Source organism: Nocardia sp. NPDC005998, from assembly GCF_040614395.1.
In the GTDB taxonomy this organism is placed as follows: domain Bacteria; phylum Actinomycetota; class Actinomycetes; order Mycobacteriales; family Mycobacteriaceae; genus Nocardia.
Genome location: NZ_JBEXUI010000012.1, coordinates 174,607 through 196,054, shown reverse-complemented (window position 1 = coordinate 196,054; position 21,448 = coordinate 174,607). Strand labels below are relative to the sequence as shown.

Annotated in this window: 21 protein-coding genes and 1 pseudogene; 15 read left to right on the top strand and 7 right to left on the bottom strand. The window is 65.9% G+C overall.

The window, feature by feature from the left end; genetic code table 11:
- Positions 1 to 63: 63 nt before the first annotated feature.
- From ABZ293_RS19165 to ABZ293_RS19155, 3 genes and pseudogenes are all read left to right on the top strand, one after another.
- Positions 64 to 1,344, top strand: a complete 1,281-nt coding sequence (locus ABZ293_RS19165) for a GAF domain-containing protein (RefSeq protein ID WP_355182278.1) — start codon at positions 64 to 66, stop codon at positions 1,342 to 1,344.
- 42 nt (positions 1,345 to 1,386) lie between these two features.
- Positions 1,387 to 1,491: pseudogene (locus ABZ293_RS19160) on the top strand (IS5/IS1182 family transposase); the annotation flags it as partial.
- A gap of 458 nt (positions 1,492 to 1,949) precedes the next feature.
- Positions 1,950 to 2,912, top strand: a complete 963-nt coding sequence (locus ABZ293_RS19155) for a cytochrome P450 (protein WP_355182276.1) — start codon at positions 1,950 to 1,952, stop codon at positions 2,910 to 2,912.
- A 104-nt stretch (positions 2,913 to 3,016) separates the two neighbouring features.
- Here ABZ293_RS19155 and ABZ293_RS19150 read toward each other — a convergent pair whose 3' ends face one another.
- Positions 3,017 to 3,628 carry a helix-turn-helix domain-containing protein gene (locus tag ABZ293_RS19150; RefSeq protein ID WP_355182274.1) on the bottom strand — a complete coding sequence of 204 codons (612 nt, stop codon included), beginning with the start codon at positions 3,626 to 3,628 and terminating at the stop codon, positions 3,017 to 3,019.
- Between the two features lie 160 nt (positions 3,629 to 3,788).
- Here ABZ293_RS19150 and ABZ293_RS19145 point away from each other — a divergent pair, with 160 nt between their 5' ends.
- On the top strand, positions 3,789 to 4,367 hold the full coding sequence (locus tag ABZ293_RS19145) for an ester cyclase (protein ID WP_355182272.1): 579 nt from the start codon (positions 3,789 to 3,791) through the stop codon (positions 4,365 to 4,367).
- 462 nt (positions 4,368 to 4,829) lie between these two features.
- Here ABZ293_RS19145 and ABZ293_RS19140 read toward each other — a convergent pair whose 3' ends face one another.
- Entirely contained in the window at positions 4,830 to 7,619 is a 2,790-nt protein-coding gene (locus tag ABZ293_RS19140; RefSeq protein ID WP_355182270.1) for an AAA family ATPase, read from the bottom strand.
- A 204-nt stretch (positions 7,620 to 7,823) separates the two neighbouring features.
- Between ABZ293_RS19140 and ABZ293_RS19135 the strand changes: the two genes are divergently transcribed.
- From ABZ293_RS19135 to ABZ293_RS19095, 9 genes are all read left to right on the top strand, one after another.
- Complete coding sequence (locus ABZ293_RS19135; RefSeq protein ID WP_355182269.1) at positions 7,824 to 8,648, top strand: alpha/beta hydrolase; 825 nt, start codon at positions 7,824 to 7,826, stop codon at positions 8,646 to 8,648.
- 56 nt (positions 8,649 to 8,704) lie between these two features.
- Positions 8,705 to 9,409 carry an alpha/beta hydrolase gene (locus tag ABZ293_RS19130; RefSeq protein ID WP_355182267.1) on the top strand — a complete coding sequence of 235 codons (705 nt, stop codon included), beginning with the start codon at positions 8,705 to 8,707 and terminating at the stop codon, positions 9,407 to 9,409.
- Between the two features lie 48 nt (positions 9,410 to 9,457).
- Positions 9,458 to 10,258: an alpha/beta hydrolase gene (locus ABZ293_RS19125; protein WP_355182265.1), complete on the top strand. Its 801-nt coding sequence runs from the start codon at positions 9,458 to 9,460 to the stop codon at positions 10,256 to 10,258.
- Between the two features lie 319 nt (positions 10,259 to 10,577).
- Entirely contained in the window at positions 10,578 to 11,930 is a 1,353-nt protein-coding gene (locus tag ABZ293_RS19120; RefSeq protein WP_355182263.1) for an MFS transporter, read from the top strand.
- Positions 11,927 to 13,153: a CoA transferase gene (locus tag ABZ293_RS19115; RefSeq protein WP_355182261.1), complete on the top strand. Its 1,227-nt coding sequence runs from the start codon at positions 11,927 to 11,929 to the stop codon at positions 13,151 to 13,153. Before ABZ293_RS19120 ends, ABZ293_RS19115 begins: the two co-directional genes overlap by 4 nt.
- The gene (locus ABZ293_RS19110; RefSeq protein ID WP_355182260.1) at positions 13,153 to 14,346 is read left to right on the top strand and encodes an acyl-CoA dehydrogenase family protein; all 1,194 of its coding nucleotides are present in this window, start codon (positions 13,153 to 13,155) and stop codon (positions 14,344 to 14,346) included. The genes ABZ293_RS19115 and ABZ293_RS19110 overlap by 1 nt, the downstream gene beginning before the upstream one ends.
- 39 nt (positions 14,347 to 14,385) lie before the next feature.
- On the top strand, positions 14,386 to 15,384 hold the full coding sequence (locus ABZ293_RS19105; RefSeq protein WP_355182258.1) for a LysR family transcriptional regulator: 999 nt from the start codon (positions 14,386 to 14,388) through the stop codon (positions 15,382 to 15,384).
- Positions 15,384 to 15,737: a DUF202 domain-containing protein gene (locus tag ABZ293_RS19100; RefSeq protein ID WP_355182256.1), complete on the top strand. Its 354-nt coding sequence runs from the start codon at positions 15,384 to 15,386 to the stop codon at positions 15,735 to 15,737. The genes ABZ293_RS19105 and ABZ293_RS19100 overlap by 1 nt, the downstream gene beginning before the upstream one ends.
- On the top strand, positions 15,738 to 16,058 hold the full coding sequence (locus tag ABZ293_RS19095) for a DUF202 domain-containing protein (protein ID WP_355182254.1): 321 nt from the start codon (positions 15,738 to 15,740) through the stop codon (positions 16,056 to 16,058).
- 382 nt (positions 16,059 to 16,440) lie between these two features.
- On the opposite strand, the gene ABZ293_RS19090 is transcribed toward ABZ293_RS19095, so the two are convergent.
- Positions 16,441 to 16,923, bottom strand: coding sequence for a DUF3237 family protein (locus ABZ293_RS19090; protein WP_355182252.1), 483 nt, complete (start codon positions 16,921 to 16,923; stop codon positions 16,441 to 16,443).
- A 148-nt stretch (positions 16,924 to 17,071) separates the two neighbouring features.
- Positions 17,072 to 17,680, bottom strand: coding sequence for an NAD(P)H:quinone oxidoreductase (wrbA, locus tag ABZ293_RS19085; protein WP_355182250.1), 609 nt, complete (start codon positions 17,678 to 17,680; stop codon positions 17,072 to 17,074).
- Positions 17,681 to 17,857: 177 nt separating this feature from the next.
- Here wrbA and ABZ293_RS19080 point away from each other — a divergent pair, with 177 nt between their 5' ends.
- Positions 17,858 to 18,769 (top strand): LysR family transcriptional regulator, encoded by a 912-nt coding sequence (locus ABZ293_RS19080; RefSeq protein ID WP_355182248.1) that lies wholly within the window; start codon positions 17,858 to 17,860, stop codon positions 18,767 to 18,769.
- Between the two features lie 94 nt (positions 18,770 to 18,863).
- A complete protein-coding gene (locus ABZ293_RS19075; RefSeq protein WP_355182246.1) occupies positions 18,864 to 19,487 on the top strand; it encodes a TetR/AcrR family transcriptional regulator in 624 nt (207 codons plus the stop codon).
- Positions 19,488 to 19,765: 278 nt separating this feature from the next.
- Here the strand turns inward: ABZ293_RS19075 and ABZ293_RS19070 are convergent, their stop codons facing one another.
- The 3 genes from ABZ293_RS19070 to ABZ293_RS19060 form a co-directional block, all read right to left on the bottom strand.
- Positions 19,766 to 19,903, bottom strand: coding sequence for a hypothetical protein (locus tag ABZ293_RS19070; RefSeq protein WP_355182244.1), 138 nt, complete (start codon positions 19,901 to 19,903; stop codon positions 19,766 to 19,768).
- Positions 19,904 to 19,995: 92 nt separating this feature from the next.
- Complete coding sequence (locus tag ABZ293_RS19065; protein ID WP_355182242.1) at positions 19,996 to 21,027, bottom strand: nitronate monooxygenase; 1,032 nt, start codon at positions 21,025 to 21,027, stop codon at positions 19,996 to 19,998.
- 37 nt (positions 21,028 to 21,064) lie between these two features.
- The gene (locus ABZ293_RS19060; protein ID WP_355182240.1) at positions 21,065 to 21,430 is read right to left on the bottom strand and encodes an SgcJ/EcaC family oxidoreductase; all 366 of its coding nucleotides are present in this window, start codon (positions 21,428 to 21,430) and stop codon (positions 21,065 to 21,067) included.
- Positions 21,431 to 21,448 lie beyond the last annotated feature (18 nt).

Here is a 21,448-nt window from a genome sequence, read left to right as displayed (position 1 = left end):
GGTTGTCCATAGAGAGCCTGCCTCGTAGCGTGGTCCGACCGGATCGATGGCTGGATCAGAACGATGGATGATGTGGATCAGAAGCAGTTGATGGAGGCCCGTGGCGACATGTTTGCCGGTGGCCGCGCACGGCGGGTGCGCAGTGATGTGCGTGCGTCATGGGACCGTGCCCAGCGCGTCGGGCTGCATCCGGATCGCCATCTCCCGCAGGTCGTGATGGGAGATGACGAGGTCCGGCACCGGCAAGTGACGGGACATCTGGCAGCGGTATGGCCGGTGATGATGTCCGTTCTGGGCGGCGCCGCCGCGGAACCGGGTCATCTGCTGTTCGTCGGTGATGCGGATGGTCATCTGCTGTGGGTCCGCGGCGACAGCGCGGCCTGCCGCGCTGCCGAACGCGCCCACCTCGTCGCAGGCGCCGGCTGGAGCGAGGTGGCAGCCGGCACCAACGGCGTAGGAACTGCACTGGCGCTGCGCAAACCCTTCCAGGTCCACGGTGCCGAGCACTATCTGTCCGTCGCGGTGGACTACACCTGCACAGCGGCCCCGATCCGAGACCCGGCCACCGGAGCGCTCGTCGGTGTCGTCGACGTCACCTGCCCACGCCGCCGCACTCGTTCGCTGGCGTTGCCGCTCGTGGCGGCTGCCGCTCGACTCGCCGAAGCGAGCCTCGCCGAGCACCGCCGTCGCCGCGACTCTGAAATCCGCGCCCGCTATCTCGACCGGGTGCTGCGCCGCTGCGGAGGGCGAGCTGCTCTGGTGACCGCAGACGGCCGCGTCGTCCACGCCGAACCGGCGGACTGGATCACCTCGTCTTGGTCGCAGGAACTCAGCGAAGGAGCGACAACCCTCCCGGACGGACGGCGCATCATTGTCGAACGGCTGGCGCCGAACGGCCCGTTCGCGGTGTACTCCTCGCAGCACGACGACACCCTGGCGCGCGTCACGGTCCTGGGCCGCAAGTCAGCTTCCATCACCATCGATGGGGTCAGTCGGCAACTCAGTTTGCGGCACAGTGAGATCGTGGTGTTACTGCTCGCGCATCCGGACGGGTTGACGGCAGAAGAGCTTGCCCGCGAAATCTACGGTGCCACAGGCAAGCCCGGCACCATCCGCGCCGAACTGACCCGACTGCGCGCGCTGCTCGGATATCGGCTGGTCGCCAACCCGTACCGGCTGATCGCCACCACCGCCGACTTCCTCGACCTCGAACATATACCCACCGCCGAGCGCAGTATCCACTCGTCCAGCGACCCCGAAGGGCCACCGCTCCTACCGAACTCCCGAGCACGCGGAATCATGCGCCTACGGAACCGTCTCCTCCGGCCGGCAACCACGCTTTAGACGCGCTTCGAAGCCGCACGGGCTCCTCCGCCTGTCCCTCATCGCTGGTTCCTCGACTGCACCCGGGTGCCGCAGCCGGCCTGAGCCAATGGCATAGGCAAAACCACCACCTACACCTACCTGCACGAAGGCATCGACGCGCTCGCCGCCCAGACGCCGGACCTGGGCGAAAGCATTGCAGGGTGCACGCCTCGCTGGCCGTGAGCACATGAGCGCCCTACCCGACGGGCTCATCCGGGCACAACCATTGACCCGCAGCGCAGACCCGCCTACCGACACACCGGCTTTGAGGACGCGCCCTAGTGCGGTGGAAGGCCGGATCTCGTAGGTCTCGTCGGCTCGGAGATGGCGGTCGGCAGCATGCCACGTCGAAATACGGCAGGATGCGTTGCGTGATAGAGGTTTTCGGTACCGACTTCGCTGCTCGTCCATGGCCGGTATTGCACCGTCTGCGTGACGAAGGTGGCGTTCATCGTGTCCGCACGCCCGATGGTCCTCCGGCTTGGCTTGTGACCCGATATGGCGATGTCCGGGCGGGGCTGGCGGATAGCCGGTTCGCAGTGGCGGATCGGTACTCGAATGGTGAGGATTACCAGGGGTTTCCGGTGCCGACGCCGCTGAATACCCTGCAGAACGCGAATGCCGCCGATCATCTTCGGGTCCGCCGGACCATCACCGCTGAGTTCTCGCCGCGCCGATTGGCCCAGTGGACTCAGTGTGCGCCTGAGTTTGTCGATAACCTCATAGCTTCGCTGAGCGGTGGCGAGGTCGATCTGGTCACCGAGTTCGCGGTGCCGCTACCCGCCGCGATATTGGGGCAACTGCTCGGCCTTGGAGATTCCGAGCGGGAAACGCTACTCGGATGGGCGAATTCGACCCTTGTGCCTGCTGACGGCGAAGCCCCCCGCGCACGAGACACGCTCGCGACCATGCGCGCAATCATCGAGGCCACGATCGACCATGCGCGCTCCGGACCGACCGATACGGTGCTCGCGAGACTTGTCGCAGGTTACGACGAATCGAGTGCTCAACAGCGCGACGAACTCGTCGCGCTGCTGTTCTACATGTTGTTCGTCTGGTACGAGGTTCTTGTCGATCTCATCTCCGGCGCTGTGTTGGCCTTGCTCTGCCATCCCGAGGAACTGCGCGTTTTCCGGGCTGATGCACAACGACAACTGGCGGCCGTCGACGAGCTTCTTCGTTACCTGTCGCCGCAGGTGTTGGCGGGGCCGCGGTTCGCCACTGTCGACGTACAGATCGGTGACCACACAATCCGTGCTGGACAGACTGTGCTTTTCTGCCTTGCCAGCGCCAACCACGACCCTGACCATTACGACGATCCAGAGCGCCTCGATTTGGCCAAACCTCGCAGTCCGCACACGGCGCTGGGGTATGGCATTCACGCCTGCTTGGGTACTGCCCTGGTGCGGACCGTCGCGGCAACAACACTGGACCGCCTGTTCACCCGTTGGCCGGACACCATGCTGGCTGTGCCCGAAGATGAGATCCGCTGGCGATCCGGATTCCGCCACCGCGGACCGCACGCGCTACGCCTCGTACTTGCATGACAGACCGCGAGCGTGATCGACCATCCAGACACTCCGCAGGTGGGCAGGGGAGAGTGATCGGAGTTTGGTGGAATCGTGGTCGGTATCCGGCAGGAGTCGTTGACTCAGCCAAGACTGGCGACGGCCGTACGGTAGAGGACGGTTTCGGCCCGATCCCACGACCAGCCGTTCTCCACGACCAGAGTGCGCCAGCCCGTCGGGCCGAACCAGAGCCATAGCAGGTCCGCCGTTTCCGTCACCGGATAGGGCGGCGGCGGATTCAAGCCGTGCAGATGGCGGGCGGCGGCACGGAGCGCGTCACGGTAGGCCGCGGTGGCGCGCTCCCACAGCGCCTCACCATTCTCGTGAACGGGTAGCGCCTTGCGAATCGCCTCGTGCACCGTGAACTGGCTCTCGTTGCCGATGCGTGTGCCATGGGCCAGCGCCTCGAGTACCGACTCCGGTGTCCGCAAGGCGAGCACACCCTGCATGGCCTGTTCGTAGCCGGACGCCACCACGCCCTGCTCGACGATCTGGTCCAGGATGTCGCCCTTGCTTCCGACGCTCGCGAAGACGGTTTTCGACGCGACGCCGGCCGCGGAGGCGATGTCCGCGACGGTCACTCGCCCGTAGCCGCGGTCGGCGAAAAGTTCGGCCGCCCGCAGGAGGATCAGTGAGCGCGTCTGCGCAGCGGCCTGCTCCCGCAACGGGGATACATACGTGCGCTTCGAGGACATAGCGCCATCCTATCCGAGATGATCACATAGTTGCTCTATTCATTAGGTGCCCTATAAAGTCAATTTCACCCCGCGAGGTGAAGCTCGGCGCCCTGCCCGGCGGACCGACCAGCGCTCGCACACAGCACCGGATCGCAGACCGGCGAAAGGAATGGACGTCATGGGAATGGACGCCGCGGAGCTGGCCCACGGGCTCTTCCGGATCCTCGAGACGGGAGATCCGGCGCTGGCCGCTGACGTTGTGGCCGCGGACTTCCACAACCGCGATTCCGTCGTCTCGCCCCCGGCCTGCGCGATACCCGGACCTGCGGGAGTCCTGGCTTCGGGCGCATGGATGCGGTCCGCCTTCAGCGACCTGCACTTCCCCGTGCTCGGCGTCGCCCGCAACGAGGGGCAGGTCTGGGTGCGGCTGCGCATGAAGGGTCGTCACACCGGTCCCTTCGTCCGCTTCCGCGACGGCGCCCTCGACCAGGCCGTACCTCCCACCGGACGCGAGATCGACTTCGAACAGATCCACGTCCTCGACCTCCGCGACGGCAAGGTGATCAGGCACGAGGCGGTACGCGACGACATCACCATGCTCGGTCAGCTCGGCGTATTTCCCCCGGCCCCGGCCACCGCCGTGCGCATGCTCTCCTGGCGGCTGACCGGACGAGCCACTCGCGCAGCCGGCCACGTCGCGAAGCAAGCGGCCGATGCGGCTGCTCTCTTCCACAACGGACCGCTCGAGAACCGCTGAGCGCTGGGTCGTCGGCGTGATGCGCTTCCTGTGGGCCTGACAGTCCTTCCATGGATCGGCGGCGATCCGCCGGATCCGTTGCCGTGGCTTTGCGGCCATCGGCCAGCTCGGCGAGGATGCCGCGGCGGCTCGGGGCGGGGCTACGTGCAATGAAGACCTGTTCTGCCAGCGTCTCGGTATCAGGGCGGCATCGACCAGTTCGCCCAGCTCACTCGCCCAACCTTCGGTGTTGCCGTCCGTCGGCAACTGGGCAAAGTCGGTTGCCACCATCGTCAGCCGGGTCCCGGAGCTGACCGTTGGCTTGCGTCAAGGGGAGCTCGACTGCACCGTCGTCGGTGCGAGCGTGCCGATGAAATAGGCCGTCGTAACCGGTCTGTTCCGCTGTACATTCGAGCTCTATGCCCGCCGACGGCACAGGCCCCTTCGGCTGAACCCAGCTGAACCGCACGACCGTGCGATCGGCTATGTGGTGGGTCTTTCGAGCGCTTCGGCGAGCTCGATTCGGCTGGTGATGCCGAGGCGGGGGTAGATGCGGTACAGGTGGGAACCGATGGTCCGGTGGGAGAGGTAGAGCCTCTCGGCGATTTGGCGGTTGGTGAGTCCGTCGGCGGCGAGGGTGGCGATCTGCAGTTCTTGCGGGGTGAGTTGGTCGCGGGCGTTGAGGGTCCGACGAGTGCTGGCTTCCCCGGTGGCGCGCAGCTCGTTGCGAGCGGCTTCTGCCCACGGATCCGCGCCGAGTGCGTCGAAGGTGTCGCGGGCCGCCCGCAGTGGTTCGCGGGCTTCCGAGATTCGGCGTTGGCGACGCAACCGGCGACCGTGGTGCAGTTGCAGCCGGGCGCGGTAGAGGGGCCAGGAGCCGACGTGGCTATTGAGTGCGTCGGCATATGCGGTGTCCGCGTCGGCGTCGTCGGCGAGAACCGCTCGGCTGTACTCGTCGACGACGCTGAGCATCGGGGCGGGCAGCTGCGTCGCCAGGGCAGGCAGTTCGGCCAACAATTGTCTTGCGGCGTCGACCTTTTCCGCGGCGACTGCCGCATCGGCGAGTTCGGGAGCGATCCACCAGCAACGCATGGGGTGGCTGACTGGGTCTGCCGGGTCGAAGACACGTTGAAGGGCCGTGTAGGCGTCGTCGGCGCGGCCCGCCAAGAGGTGGATCATGCCGCGGGTTTGTTGGGCCGCGGCGTGAATAGACCGCATGCCGGTGGCCAACAGACTGGTGTGGATCTCGCGTAGATGATCGTCGGCGAGCTCGGTTTCTCCGCGCAGCGCGGCGATCATAGCCAGGTTGGTGCGCCCGGCGACCAGATGGAATTCTTCACCGGTTTCCTGGGCAAAGGACCGGGACTCCTCGGTTTCGGCCCGAACCGTGTCCCATTCGCCGAGCCAGATGCGACTCCAGTTGCCGGCGCCGAGGATGCCAGCGAGCAGTCCGAGTCGTCCTTGGTTTCGTCCGATACTGGCGGCGGCGTCGATGTAGCTAGAGCCGCGCCGGAAGTCGCCGAGGGAAAGGGCCGCGTAGCCGAGGAAGCGCATGGCAGCGGCATCGGAGCGGTCCGGGGTCAGCCGCGCGAGATGGTCGAGCACCGCGGGGCCGCGGTCCCAAGGCAGGGTGTAGGCGTCGATGGCAAGCTGGCGGGGGTCGTGCGCGGGTAGGTCGAGGATGTCGAGTTGGGTGGCGATGGCTTCGCGGGCGTCGGATGAGGCCTCTTGAAAGAAGCTGCGGGAGGCGGCCCGCCACAGCAGCTCGGCTGCGAGGTCGGTGTTGCCCGCGGTGTGGACCTGTGCGGCGATATCGATTAGCTCGAATATCCGACCTTCGGGGTCGTATCGGCCGAATGCGATGACTTCCTGTACGTTGGCGAGCCGCGCTCGCTCGATTGGTCCTAATGCGCCGAGGTTTGCTCGATCGACCAGGTCCTGGGCTTCGCGGCGGGCGCCGGTTTCGCAGGCGAGTTCGGCGGCGTGCAATAACAGCGCGGTGGTGCGGTCCGGGCTCTCGGAGAGTTCGGCTGCTCGGTGTAACGCGCTGACGGCGGCCATTATCGCGCCCCGGGCCCGGGACCGCTCGGCGTAATCTTCGAGTAGTGCCGCGATGGTGTCGTCGGCTCCGAGCGTTGCCGCGGCCCGGTGCAAGAGTTGCTTGTCGGGGAAGTCGGCAAGTACGCCAGCCAGGGTGGTGTGGGCGCCGAGTCGTTTGGCCAGTGGCGCGCGGACATAAACGGCCGAACGCATCAGCGGGTGCCGGAATCGCAGTGCCGCGCTGGATAACTCGACCAGGCCGACATCGAGGGCTTCCTGCAGATGTGCGGTGGTGACCGGGGTTTCGGCGAGTTCGGTGGCTGCCTGCAGCAGTCGTCGGAGATCGCAGGTGACGTCGGCGGCCAGGACGAGCAACAGGACTCGGGCCGGATCACTGAGCTCGGCGGAACGGGCGGCGAAGGCGGCTTCGAGGCGGGTGGTGAGCGGGAACTCCTCGACTACCCGGTCAGCGTTGGTCTCGCGTAACGCCCGGGGCAATTCGATCAGCGCCAACGGGTTTCCCGACGCCTGCTCGAGCAGCCGCTGTCGAACGGTGGTTGTCAGCGCTGGTGCTTGCGCATCGAGCAGCGCGATGGCATCGCGCTCGTCCAGCGGGTCGACGATGATGTCGGGCAGTCTCGCCCGGTGCGCCGGATCCGCCTGCCCGGCGCGGCTGGCGGCCAGGGTGAGGACCGCGTCGCTGCCGACTCGGCGAGCCACAAAGCTCAGCACCTCGGCACTACAGCTGTCGAGCCATTGCAAGTCATCGACGATCAAGACGGTCGGGCACTTTCCGGCGGCCTCGCCGACCAACTGAAGCGCGGCCAACGCCACCGGGTACAGATCCGGGCTGCCGTCCTCCTGCCCGAGCGCCGCGCGCAGTGTGCGCTGTTGTGTCAGTGGCAAATTCGCTGCCTCGGACATGAGCGGATGCAGCAGCTGGTGCAGTGCGGCGAAGGGCAGGCTCGCCTCGTTCTCGACGCCGGTCGCCGACAGGACGGTCAGTCCCCGTTCGATCGCGGTATCCCGAACCGCAGCCAGCAGCGCCGATTTTCCGATACCGGCTTCGCCGCGCAGTACCAGCGCTGACCCGTTACCCGCGACAGCTCGATCGAGCAGGTCCCGCAGCAGCGTGAGGTACTGCTCGCGCCCGACGAGACCTCGGGAACCAGCGGGCGTGGTCGCCAACATGTCGCTGGAGAAGAACGGCGGCGCCGAAATCTCACTACCCACCTGCGAATCCTGGCAGATGATCTGAGGGTTGTACAACGCGCCCCAGCAGTCGTGTTCGCTGGGGACCCAAACGCGCCAAAGGTGTGCATAGCGCCAGCGGGGCGACTGAGTCATCGAGCCAGGGTGACTGAGTCATCAACACAGTCACCGGAGCAGTCGTGCGACTGATTCGCCCGGGGTGCCCGAATCCCTAACTTCAATGGCATGACATCGACATTCACCACCACCGACGGCGCCCAGATCTTCTACAAGGACTGGGGTACTGGACAACCCGTCGTCTTCAGCCACGGCTGGCCGCTGAACGCCGACGCCTGGGATGAACAGGCCCGCCTGGTAGCCGACAACGGCTTCCGCGCCGTCGCTCACGATCGTCGGGGCCACGGCCGATCCAGCCAGACCTGGGACGGCAACACCATGGACCGCTACGCCGACGATCTGGCCGAACTGATCGAAGAGCTCGATCTGCACGATGCCGTTCTCATCGGACATTCCGCCGGCGGCGGCGAGGTCGTTCGCTACCTCGGTCGACACGGCAGTTCCCGCGTCGCGAAGGCTGTCCTGCTCGGCGCCGTACCCCCAGTGATGATCAAGTCCGACACCAATCCCGAGGGAACCCCGATCGAGGTTTTCGACGCGATCCGCTCCGGCGTAGACAAGGACCGCTCCCAGTTCTATTGGGATCTGAGCGAGACCTTCTACGGCTTCAACCGGCCCGACGCGACGACCTCGGAGGGCGCCCGCCGCGCGTTCTGGCGGCTGAGCATGCAGGCCGGGATCCGGGCCGCATACGAATGCATCACCCAGTTCTCGGAAACCGACTTCACCGAGGACCTGAAGCGCATCGACGTCCCCGTGCTCGTCGCCCACGGCGATGACGACCAGATCGTCCCGCTTCATGACTCGGCGGTGAAATCGGCTGAGCTGATCAAGAATTCGACCCTTCGCCTCTACCCCGATGCACCGCACGGGTTGTACGGCGAGTTCCGCACCGCATTCGAAGCCGACCTGCTCGCATTCCTGAAGCACTGAGTTCACCTGTTACGCAATCCATTCCCATTCCACAGCACGTTGCAAGGAGCACTGCCATGAGAACCGCCACAGTCGTCCTCGTCCACGGCGCCTTCGCCGAATCCGCCAGCTGGAACGGGGTGATCAGCCGTCTCCGCGACCACGACCTGACCGTGATCGCCGCCGCCAACCCGCTGCGCAGCGTCGAAGGCGACACCGACGTGGTCCGCGGCGTCGTGTCCTCCATCGACGGACCCGTCGTCCTCGTCGGGCACTCCTACGGTGGTCAGGTCATCTCTCAGATCCACGACCCGAAGATCAAGGCTCTGGTGTATGTCGCCGCGTTCGCCCCGGAATCAGGCGAAAGCATCGGCGAACTGGGCGCCAAGTACCCGGGCAGCACCCTCGGCGAGACCCTGAACCCGGTCCCTCTTATCGACGGCAGCACCGACCTCTACATCCAGCGTGACAAGTACCACCGCCAGTTCGCCGCGGATCTCCCGGCCGACCAAGCCGAACTCGACGCAGTCACCCAACGCCCACTCAATGACCGCGCTGTCAATGGCAAGTCCGGGGCACCCAACTGGAAGAACCTGCCGTCGTGGTTCATCTTCGCCGACGCGGACTACACGATCCCGGTCGCCGCGCATCGGTTCATGGCCCAGCGTGCCGGGGCCCGCGACACCGTCGAGATCGCCGGAGCCGCACACGCGCTGCCCGCGTCCCAGCCCGCCGCCGTCGCCGAGGTCGTCCTCGCCGCCGTCGAGACCACCATCCGCTAGATCGCGTCATACCTCGCCAGAACAACTCTCGATCACAAAGGAAACATCATGCGATTCACCAACGCCGTCAAGCTTGCCGCCATCGCGCTGGGACTCACCTCGACCATCGCTAGCGCAGGCTGCGCCACCGCCGACCCAGGCCCCGACCACGTGCGGCCGACTGTCGTCCTCGTCCACGGCGCCTTCGCCGAGTCCGCCAGCTGGGACGGTGTGATCGACCAGCTCAACCGGCAGGGCCTGACCAATATCGCCGTGGGCGACCCGTTACGCAGCGTCGAAGGCGACGCCGACGCGGTCCGCAGCGTCGTGTCCTCCATCGACGGACCCGTCGTCCTCGTCGGGCACTCCTACGGCGGCCAGGTCATCTCTCAGATCCGCGACCCGAAGGTCAAGGGGCTGGTGTATGTCTCCGCCTTTGCCCCGGAGGAAGGCGAGACCATCGGCGAGCTGTCCGGCAGGTTCCCGGGCAGCACCCTCGGTGACACCCTGAAAAAGGTCGCGCTCCCTGACGGCAGCACCGACCTCTACATCCAGCCCGACAAGTATCCGCGTCAGTTCGCCGCGGACGTGCCCGTTACCCGAGCAGCACTCGACGCCCGTACCCAGCGCCCGCTCAATGACCGCGCTCTCAATGGCAAGTCCGGGGCACCCAACTGGAAGAACCTGCCGTCGTGGTTCATCTTCGCCGACGCGGACTACACCATCCCGGTCGCCGCACATCGGTTCATGGCCCAGCGTGCCGGGGCCCGCGACACCGTTGAAATCGCCGGAGCCTCGCACGCGCTCACGGTCTCTCAGCCCGACGCCGTAGCGAAGGTTATCGTCAACGCCGTCAATTCCGTCTCCTGACCAGCAACAACCGCTGTGCCGCGTGGACATTCCACGCGGCACAGCTGCATTCCGGTGCGTGGGCGCAATGCTCACGGCGGCGCCGACGCGTGCTGGATGCCGATCGCGAATCCCGCCGGCGACTGGGTGTGGCCTCGGCGCCCGCCCGTGCTACCTCCTCTGACCAGCACCTATAGGTAGAAGCGTACGGGCGGACCGCGTATTGCCGGTTGATGATGCGCCGGGACTTGGCTGTGATTGTTGGTACCGCTCCAGTGGCCTCGATCACATGCGCCGCCGGGGACGTCCGCTGCGCGAGCGCATACTCCGGAGGATATTCATGGTGAAGATCGATACCCGTCCCAGCGACGTCGGACTCCGACGCCCGCGTCCGGCAAACCGGCGCGCGTGGGGCATCGTCGTCCTGCTGTTCCTGTTCTTCACGCTGAACTTCGCCGACAAGTCCGCGATCGGCTTTGCCAGTCGACAGATCCGTGCAGACCTCGGATTGTCCGCGGGCCAGTACGGACTGCTCGGCAGTGCATTCTTCTGGCTGTTCGCCATCGGGGCGGTCACTCTCACCGCCGTGCTCCGCAAGATCTCCTACACCTGGGGCGCCGGATTGCTGATGATCTGCTGGATCGCCAGCATGCTTCCACTGACCGTCCAGACGTCATTCGGTGTGGTGCTGGCGTGCCGAATAGTGTTGGGCTTCTTCGAAGGTCCCGCACACGCGCTGTGTCAGTCGATCGTCGCCGACCGGTTCTCGCCCGAGAAGCGTGCCACAGCCGGCGCGCTGGTCAACGCCGGCTCGTCGGTCGGTCCGCTGGTGGCAGCACCCTTGTTGACGTGGGTGATTCTGACCTGGTCGTGGCACGCCGCCTTCGCTGTCCTGGTCGGCATGGGTGTGCTCTGGATGATCGCCTGGTTCTGGTACACGGAGAAGCTGCCGTTCAAACGGACAGATGCTGCGGTCGAGGGGATCGCGACGGTGGACGAGCAAGACCCCAACGGCACGATCGTGGTTCCCTTCCGGCGCCTGCTGATGCTGCGGAGCTTCTGGGGTTTGGTCCTCCTCTCGTTCGCCGGCTACCTCATCTCCTCTCTGAAGGTGGCGTGGCTGCCCGCATACATGAACGAGGGGCTCGGGTACTCGGCGAGGACGGTCGGGACGCTGGTGACGCTGCCGTACGTGGTCGCGGTCGTCGTCCTGCTGTCGGCGGGTCTGCTGTCGGGACGGCTGCTACGTAAGGGCTACGGCTCGCGAGTTGCGCGCGGCTACCTCACCGGCGCGTACCTGCTGGTCGGAGGCATCTCGATGGTGATCTTCACCCAGCTCGCGCCCGGGCCGGTGCAGCTGGTTTTCGTGATCGCCGCGTTTGCCGTCAACAGTGTCGCATTCTCGGTCGCGTTCGCCGGGGCGTCGGACTTTCTGCCTGCCCGTCAGCGGGTGGCGTTCTTCGGGTGCATCATCGCCGCCTACAGCGTCGCTGGAATCGTGGCGCCGTACGCCCTCGGACTCATCGTCGAGCATGCGCCCAGCGCGGCGCAGGGCTACTCGACCGGCTTCATGTTCGTCGGCATCACAGTGTGCGTGCTCGGTGTCGTCGGCGGCGCGATGCTGAACCCGGAGAAGGCCAAGGCCAGGCTCGAGCAGCTGACTGTCGAGTACACGGCGCGGGAGGCTCGGTGACCAACACCATGAGTGGACCTCTCGCAGGCATCCGGGTGCTCGACCTCGGCCAGTACATTGCCGGGCCCAGCGCCTGCCAGACCCTCGCGGACCTCGGCGCGGATGTGCTCAAGGTGGAAAGCCTGCGCGGAGACCAGGCACGTGGCATCGGTACGTTCGGCGAAGCGATGGTGCAGGCCTACAACCGGGACAAGCGCAGCATCGCCCTCGATCTCGGCCAAGAGGAAGCGCGGGTGATTCTGCACAAGCTGCTGGCGGAGGCCGATGTGCTGGTACAGAACTTCCGCAACGGCTCCGCCGAACGGCTCGGCATCGGTGCGGATGAACTGAGCGGACGCTATCCCCGACTGGTGCACGGAAGCGTGACCGGGTTCGGGGTCAACGGGCCCTCGAGTGCCCGTCCAGGACTCGACATCGCCGCTCAGGCGGAGTTCGGGCTCATGCACGCCACCGGCGAAGCGGAGGGAGAACCACAACGGCTGGGTCTGGCCGTCGCTGACGTCGCCGCGGCCAATGCGCTTGCCACTGGCATACTCGCCGCGCTGTACCAACGGACCGCGACCGGTCGAGGCGCGCACGTCCAAACCTCGCTGATGGAGGCGACGCTGGCGATGCAGGCGGCAAACTGGGGGGAGTACACGATTACGGGCCGCGCTCCGCGGCGCAAGGGAAACGGCCAGGCACATGCCGCGCCAGCCGCCGACGTGGTCACCCTGGCAGACGGAAAGATCGTGCTCTCGGCATACACGGCCGAAAAGTGGTCTGCACTCTGCCATCTCATCGAGCGTCCAGACATGATCGACGATCCGAGGTTCATCGACAACCCCGCACGGGTCGCGCACCGACAAGAACTCCTCGCCGCACTCTCCGAGGCATTTGGGACGATGACCCGCGACCAGGTGGTCGCGCGGCTGCTTTCCGCCCAGATTGTTTGCGGCGCAATCCGATCGTTCGACGACATCGCGGACGACAAGGACGTGCTGGCCTCGGCGATCCTCGTCGATGTCGCCGACGACGCCGGCTGGTACACCAGTCCGGGCCTGGCATTCACACTCGACGGCCGCCGTCACACCACCTCGGTCGCTGCGCCTGCCCTGGGACAGCACACTGCCGCCGTCCTGCACGAACTCGGTTACACGGACCAGGAGGTAGCCGGACTGCTCGATAGCCGCGTCGTCGGTGACTCCGCATTCAACTGCCCCTCTTCGAAAGGCTCCCTTTAATGATCGACCCCGAGATCCTGGGCTACGAATTCTCCACCTACCTGAAGGTGATCGCCGAGTTCACCGAGAACGAGCTGATCCCGGCCGAGAACGAGATGGTGGAGGCGGGCGCGGTGCCCACCCGCATCGTCGACCGGATGGCGGCACTCGGGCTGTTCGCGATCTCGATTCCCCGTGTCTACGGCGGGCTCGAATGGACCATGGAACAGCAGGTGCAGCTCACGTTCGAGTTCACCCGTGCGTCGTGCGTGTACCGGTCGCGGTTCTCGACGGTGATCGGCCTGTGCTCGCAGGCGATCCTCGACCACGGCACCGAAGACCAACGGCGAGCGCTGCTTCCGGCGATGGCGGCGGGGGAGTTGGTCACCGCGTTTGCACTCACCGAGGAATCCGCCGGTTCGGACGCGGCACGCGTGCGCACCACCGCCGACCGCAAGGGTGATGTGTACTTCCTCGACGGGAGCAAGCGCTACATTACGAACGCCGGCTGGGCGGACGCGTTCGTCGTCTTCGCCCGCACCGACGAGACCGCACCCGGCGCCGACGGGGTCTCGGCGTTCATCGTGGACGCCACGTCGCCGGGTGTGCGAACTGTGTTGCCAGCAATCATGAACGGGCACGCCGAGGCACCGGTCGGCGAGATCTATTTCGACGGTGTCGAGGTGCCGGCGCACAACCTGCTCGGCGGGGTGGAGGGCACGGGCCTGACAATGGCGCTGCGCGGCATCAACCACGCGCGCCTGCACGTCGCGGCGACCTGTGTCGGCCAAGCGACCCGAATGCTGGAAGAAACGACGGCGCATGTCTCCGGCCGCACGCAGTTCGGGGCTCCGCTGTCCGACCTCGGTGCCGTTCGGGCGACGCTCGGCGCGAGTTTCGCCGAGATGGAAGCCGGCCGGGCGCTGGTTGTCGAGAGCGCCCGAGCGTTCGACCAAGGTGTCATCCCGCGGCACCGCATCGCCGCGGCGAAGTTGTACAGCTCCGAGATGGCGAGTCGGGTCGCCGATCGTTGTGTCCAGTTGCTGGGCGGTGAGGGGATCGTCGGCCCGCACCCCGTTCCGCGGATGTGGCGTGATGTCCGGGCGCTGCGTGTCTATGAGGGATCCTCGCCGATCCACGAGCGGAACCTCGCCAAGGCCATGATCAAGCAGGTCGGCGTCGACGGGACATTGCCCGACTCCTACCGTGTCTGAGCGACGGCCAATCCGTCGATGCGAAAGGAAGACTGTGTCATGGACATACGGCAACTCGAGTATTTCCTTGCCGTTGTCGAGCATGATGGCGTGAACCGGGCAGCCCAGCACCTCCATGTAGCGCAGGCGTCCCTCTCACAAGGCATCCGCCAGCTCGAACGTGAGTTGAAGCTGAGCTTGTTCCACCGGACCGGACGAAATCTCGTCCTCAATCCCGCAGGTCAACTACTGGTGGAGCCCGCCCGCAAGGTGCTGAGCGACCTCGTCGCCGCGCACGACATCATGCGTGGGGCCCGTGAACTACAGGTCGGGTCGGTCACGATCGGCACGATGCCGGAGATGTCCAGTGAGGCCGTGGCCGCGTGGAGTGCCTCGTTCATGAGACTTTATCCCGACATCCGGATCGACCTGTCGGAGTTCCCGGGTGCCGGGGAACTCTGCGACGCGGTGTTCGCCGGGCATTGCGAGCTCGGGTTCACGACCTTTCCGGTCCCGACGGACAACCTCGAGCTGGTGGAACTGGGGGTCCAGCGGTTGTTGCTCGTGATGCCACCCGGGACTCCCACCGAGACGACCCGACCGTTCGAGCTGGCACGACTTCACGGTGTTCCATTGGCGGTGAGCAATTCGGCTCGCCGCGAGAACGATATCGTCGCTTCGGTACTGCGACGGGAATCGGTGATCCCGCTGATCAGAGCGCAGGTGCCGAACCGGCACGCGCAGATGACCCTCGTCCTCAACGGCGCCGCCAGTGCTTTCCTGCCGTTGCGGATGGCGACGGCTGCGCACCGCCTCGGCGCCGTCGTGGTCGAGACGAACCCCGATATCCGTACGCCGTTCGGAATCGTGCATCGCCCGGGTGCCCTCAACCCAGCGGCCAGGAGTTTCGTCGTGCAGAGTCACGCCGATCTGGCACGGCGCAATGCGCGAATCGCCGAACTTCAGAACGCTGGCACATCACTTCTCGATGCAGCGCTCGAGGCGGAAGCCGAACTGGACTCGAAAAGACACATCGTTTCGAAGGGACCGGTCAGTTGATGCCGAACTGGACACCGTTTCGATCTGGGGAGGACCCGGACCCGCGCTTCACCCTCGCGAACGAGCGCACCTACCTTGCCTGGATGCGGACGGCAACAGCATTCGTCGCATGCGGCGTCGGGTTGGAGGCCTTTGGTGGCGACGTGCTCGCGCCGGCGATTCGTGCAATGTTGGCCGCCATACTGCTGGTTACCGGCGGCGTAATCGCGGTTGCCTCGTTCGCGCATTGGATCAGCGCGGAGCGAGCGCTGCGGACGGGCCGCACCCTGCCGGCGCCGGTGATGGCACCAGTTGTCGGTGTGGTGCTCGTCATCTGCACCGCCGTCCTGGTCGTAACAGTGGTGAACTCCTGAATGCCCGCTGTCCAGGTGACCGACAGCGGGCTCCAGCCCGAGCGCACCTCGCTGTCCTTCGTTCGTACCAGCCTGTCGATACTCGGGTTGGTCGCGGCGTGCCTGCGTTGGCTTCCGTCGAGCGGTTTCGTGGCCCTTGTGGGACCGGCGATCGCCGGCACGCTCGTCGCCGGCGTCGGCCTCTATGAGCATCGCACGCGGTCGGTCCGGATGACGCGATTTGCCGACGAGTACGCCGCGCCGGCGGTGGGCGCCGGAGCCGGCTTGGCCGTGAGTGTCGTCCTGCTGAGCCTCAGTGGACTGTGGGTTCTGATGCGGTGAGGCCAGGTGCGGGCGGCCCAGCGCCGGCGAACCAGCAAGCCAGGAAGACCACCTTGAATTTCATTGGCTGATAGGCCCACCCTCTGATCCCACACAGACGCCCTGCCCGGCGGGCCGTACCGCCCGCCGCAGGTGCGGCTAGAGGCTCTGTCTCGGGGCCTTCGACGACCCGATCCGCTGGGGCCGGTGGGCGGTGCCCTGCCCGATCCGCGCCGACGACATCCAGCACTGGAAGTATGGTCTCGCGGCGTAAGGCCCGCATGGACCAGGACACCCGTAAGCGCCTGCCCGTCTTGCCGATTCTCGTCGAAGGGAAGCAACGGTTGTTGAATGCCTGTCCCGGGCTATTCGGGCGCCGGGTGGGGGTGCTCGGGCCGGTCGGCTACTCGACGATGTACACGTCGAAGGACACTCCATCGGGTTGGCGGCCGGCGACAACGGTGAATACACCGAGGTTGAGCCAACTCAGATCCGGTTCGGTGGCTTCGATCTGTGCGTTAGCGCGGAAGACGTACTCGGAGGGGTCGACATCCGCCCCGGCCGCCAGCCGGGCGAGCACTTCTGGTGGGCCGTGTCGCAACGCGCGCATCTGCAGGTAAAGGTTGGCGCCCGAGGCGGAGTGCAGGCCCATGCGGATGTCGCCGATGCTGGAACCGTCCGGATTGATGGTCAGCCAGTCGCCGCTGACGCCTGGCAGGACGATCCCGGTCATCAGTTCCGGGCCGGTGAAGGTGCCACCGACATGTGGCACGATCCGGTGCCGTCGGCCGTCGGCGTCCTGTCCCAGATCGACGGGCGTGCCGAGGGCGGCGTCTATGTGAAGGACCAGACGAAGCTTCGGGGCTGGCAGTGGTGTGGTGGTCATGAGGTGAACCTCCGTCTTTGCGCGGGCCGGTTGCTGTCTGCGTGGATCGCTGGGCGGGCATCACCCCACGATGGTGTGCAGGCGTGCCGCCCAGCAGGTCTGCACGCGTGCACCGATGCCCGCCGACTCCCCGGAATCGGGCCTGCGATCAGGCCGCTTTGAGTTGGGTCGCGATCTGGACGGCGCGCTGGGCCTGGTATCGCGCGGCAGCACGAGTGGCCTCGTTGACCGGATTGCTGCCCTGACTGTCCACATGCGAGGTGCCGTACGGGTTGCCATCGGTGAACTTCAGCGGATCGGTGAAGCCGGGAGCGACCAGGATGCCACCGAAGTGGTAGATGCTGTTGTAAAGGGCCAGCAGCGTGGACTCCTGACCGCCGTGGTCGGTGGCGGAGGAGGTGAAGCCGCTGTAGACCTTGTTGGCCAGTTTGCCCTGGGACCACAGTCCGCCGAGGGAGTCCATGAACTGCTTGAGCTGGGCCGAGACATTGCCGAAGCGGGTCGCGGTGCCGAACAGGACGACATCGGCCCATTCGATGTCGGCGGGGGTGGCGTGCGGAATCGTCGCGGTGGCGGCGTGATTGGCCGCCCAATTCGGGTTCGACTCGATTGCTTCGCGTGGAGCTAACTCGGCTGCCTTGAGCAGCCGGACCTCGGCCCCTGTCTTGATCGCCGCGTCATGGAGTTCCTTGGCGATTTCGGCCACGGTGCCCGTAGACGAGTAGTACACGATCGCGACATTCACTGGGGTAGCCACAGCGGCGTCTCCGTTTCATTGAGTGGTAGCTGAGTGCCTCTGACTCGTCGTAGATGACCAGTCGTTTATGACAGTAGACGACCGGTCGACAAAAAACCAAGTTCTGACCGTGTTCGCAGGGACTTATTGCCTAGCGCCTGAGAGGCAAAAGCTCTTACCGCTGTACAATAGGGTTTTGTGGAGCTGCGTCAGTTGCGTTATTTCCTCGCGGTCGCCGAAGAGCTGAACTACGGCCGGGCAGCCAAGAAGCTGCTGATTGCGGGTCCTTCGCTGTCTCAGCAGATCAAGAGCCTCGAGCGCGATCTCGGTGTGCGGTTGTTCGACCGAGACCGCCGTTCGGTCGCGTTGACCGCTGCGGGCGCGTCGCTGCTTCCCTACGTCCGCGACGTGGTGGAGCGAGCCGAGAACCTGCGCCGCCGCGCGGCCGGAGTAGTGGCGCTCGAGCCGGTGCGGCTGGGCTACGTCAACTGGTTGCCACCGGATCTGCTGGGGCGTACGTCGACGGTGGCTCAGGTTTTGCTCGATACGTGGGTCGCCCCATCGCACACCCAGGCTCAGCGTGTGGCCGAAGGCGGCTTGGATCTGGCGGTGTGCTGGCTGCAGACCCACGATTTGGCGCGCCTGGAACTGAATGCCGCCCTTATCGGCGCGGACCGGCTCCATGCGGTGTCGGCCGGGCGGACGACGGGCGCGATCCAAGCTTGTGATACCGATATCCTGGTCGATGACGACGCGGCGATGTGGTCGTCGTGGAACACGTTCGCCGAGGAGTTCGCGCGGGCAAGTGGGGCTCGCATCGTGTCGATTTCCGACAGCGGGATCACCGGGCCGGCGTTCTTCGAGCATGTGCGCCGCAGTCGCCGACCAGTCATCAACTCGCCCAAGGGGCAAACCACGCCGATGCCGCAGGACCTGATTCGCCGGCCGGTGATCGCGCCCGAGCCGTGCTGGACCTGGTCGCTGGTGTGGCGGCTCAGCGAGTCCCGCCCCGGTGTTCTCGCCGTGGTCGATCTGCTGACCGGCGATCGGCCCGCGGCGATCCATGCGGCCGATACGTGGTTGCCAGCCGCGGATCCGTTCCACCAGTAGGGGATTGCGCGGCCCCACATAATGGAGTCGCCCCCAGGCCCGACCCACGCGATTCGCACATCCATTCAGTAGATGACCGGTCTACAATGGTGGGATGGGAAGAACCAGTGACGCCCGGGAGAAGATTCTCGAGGCCGCGGCCTCGTTGCTAGAACAACGCGGCTATTCGGCTCTGGGGGTGGCGGAGATCTGCAAGACCGCCGGAGTGCCCAAAGGCAGCTTCTACTATTTCTTCGAGTCCAAGGAAGCGCTGGCGCTGGTCGTGATCGACGAGCACTGGGCTGCGCAGCGCAGTGATTGGATCCGCATACTCGAAAGCGACGCGCCGCCGCTGTTGCGGTTGCGGCAGCTGTTCGAGGAGACCGAGGCTGCTCAACGGTCGGGGCAGAACAGCTGTGGAACCGTTTCGGGCTGTTTGTTCGGCAACCTCACCCTCGAGATGAGCAACCACACCGAGGCGCTGCGCGAGCGCCTGCAGCAGATCTTCGATGCCGAAGTCGAGATGGTGGAAGCTGTTGTCGCCGAAGCTCTCGCGCTCGGACAGGTCGCCGTCTCCGACACCCACGGTGCTGCGCGATCGGTCGTGGCGCAACTCGAGGGCCAGGTGATGTTCGCGAAGCTCTACAACAACACGAGCCATCTGACTCCCCTGTGGGCCAACTGCCTGGCACTGTTGGGCGCCGACCCCACGGCGGCGAGTACGCCGACGCTGGTGTGATCGCTGACGATCAGCGCCACATTCCCGCGGCCGACATGCCGCGGCCTTGATCTCTCGAGCCCGAGAGTTCGTCATCACCGGTCTGTCGGGCGGCTCGGATCGGCACCAATCCTGCAGTGGCGCATGCCTTGTCGCCAATCGCGGGGCTTTCGGAAGCATCGCCCTCGCGGTCGTGCACAGCTCGTCGACTGGTTCGAGTCGAAATGGTTCGGCGAGGGGACGAATAACCTCGATCGCCGCGGCACTTCCGCGTCCACTCGCTTGCGTTCTCCCCAATCTCAGTGCTGCGGCGAGTTGCCCCGCATCGGTTTTCGTGCCAGACCGAACCGGGCTGTCTGGTCAATGTGGTGGCGATCCGCATCAGCCGTGACGTCGGCATAGCGCTCGACCACCCGGCTGAGTTCGTCGAGCCCCATTCGTGTCGAACCCCATTCGTGTCGGCAGGGCGGTCTGCGGGGTGAGGTCGAATCCGCCTTCGGCGCTGCGGGGGAGTCCTGGTTCGCCGCCGTCACAATGTGGAGGCGAGGCGGGTGAGGATGCGGGCGACGGGTTCCGGGGTCGCCTCTCGGTATCCGGTGCCCGCCCAGAGATGGATTCGCTGGGCGTCGCCCGCCGAGGTGGCGGCTTTGCGGATCGGGCTGGTGAGATAGTGCACTGCCGGATAGCCGGTGGGTGCGATCTCGGTATACCTGTCGGTGAAGGCATTGCGGAGTGCGCGTGCCGGGCGACCGGTGAACGCACGCGTCACGATGGTTGTGTCGAAGGCCGGGTCGGCGATGGCGGTCTTGTGGGCGGTGGAGGCGCCGCTCTCGTCGGCGCGGAGTAGAACGGTGCCAACCGAGACGGCTGCCGCTCCAGCGCGGATGGCCGCTGCGACGCCATCCGCTGTTCCGATGCCGCCTGCGCCGATGACGGGGATCGACACGGCGGCAGTGATCTGACGGATGAGATCGTCGAGGGGAATCACCGGGGGAATCGTCCCCGGCGTCAGCGTGCCGGAGTGCCCACCGGCCGCGGAGGCCTGCACGGCGAGCATGTCGACTCCGGCGTCCGCCGCCTGCTGCGCCTCGGCGGTGGAGGTCACGGTCTGGATGGTGACCGTGCCTGTTTTCTTGAATGCGGCGATGACGGCGGCAGAGGGGATGCCGAAGGTGAAGCTGACCACCGGGACCGGGTCGGCGAGGAGGAGCGCGATCTTTGCGTCCCAGTGATCGTCGTCCTCGCGCAGTCCGATCTCGCTGAGGTCGATTCCGTCGACATCTGCCTCGGGCTGAAGCAGGCGCGAGTAGGTGCGGTAGGCATCCTGAGCGATCGGAACCGGGTTCGGTGCGAAGAGGTTCACTCCGAAGGCGACGCCGGCTGCCCGGACCGCTCCGACATGCTCCGACAGCGCGTCGATGTCCTTGTACCCGGCGGCGACGAATCCGAGGCTCCCTGCTCGGCCCGCTTCGATGACGAACTCGGGTGTCGACGGCCCGCCGGCCATCGGCGCGGCGAGCACGGGGTTCATGACTCCGAGTCCGGTGAGTGGTGAGCCCATCGTTGGTCCTACCTTTCGTTGTTCGCCTTGTTCTCGTCTAGTCGATTCTGGAGACGTGGTAGTGACTGATCAGCCAGGTACCCGCCATATTTCGGAGAATGACGGTGAGATGAACCGGAAGTGTGGGGCGATCGGTGAAGCCGAAGTCCACGGTTTGGTATCCGACGATCACGTCGTCGGAGAGCTGCCTGGTTTCGAGAATGCGGTAGTCGGCGGAGAGGCCGAGCGGCTGCGAGGCATAGTAGTCGGCCACGCCTCGGCGGCCGATGGAGTAGGTGGGGCGGAAGCCTTGGAACAGGGCGTCGTGGGTGAAGAAGGAGGCGACCTTCTCTGGTTCGTGGTTGTCGATCGCGGCCTTCCAGCCGTCGAGCACGGTTGCGACCGTGCGTTCGGTATCGATCATGACTTTCCCTCTCATTTA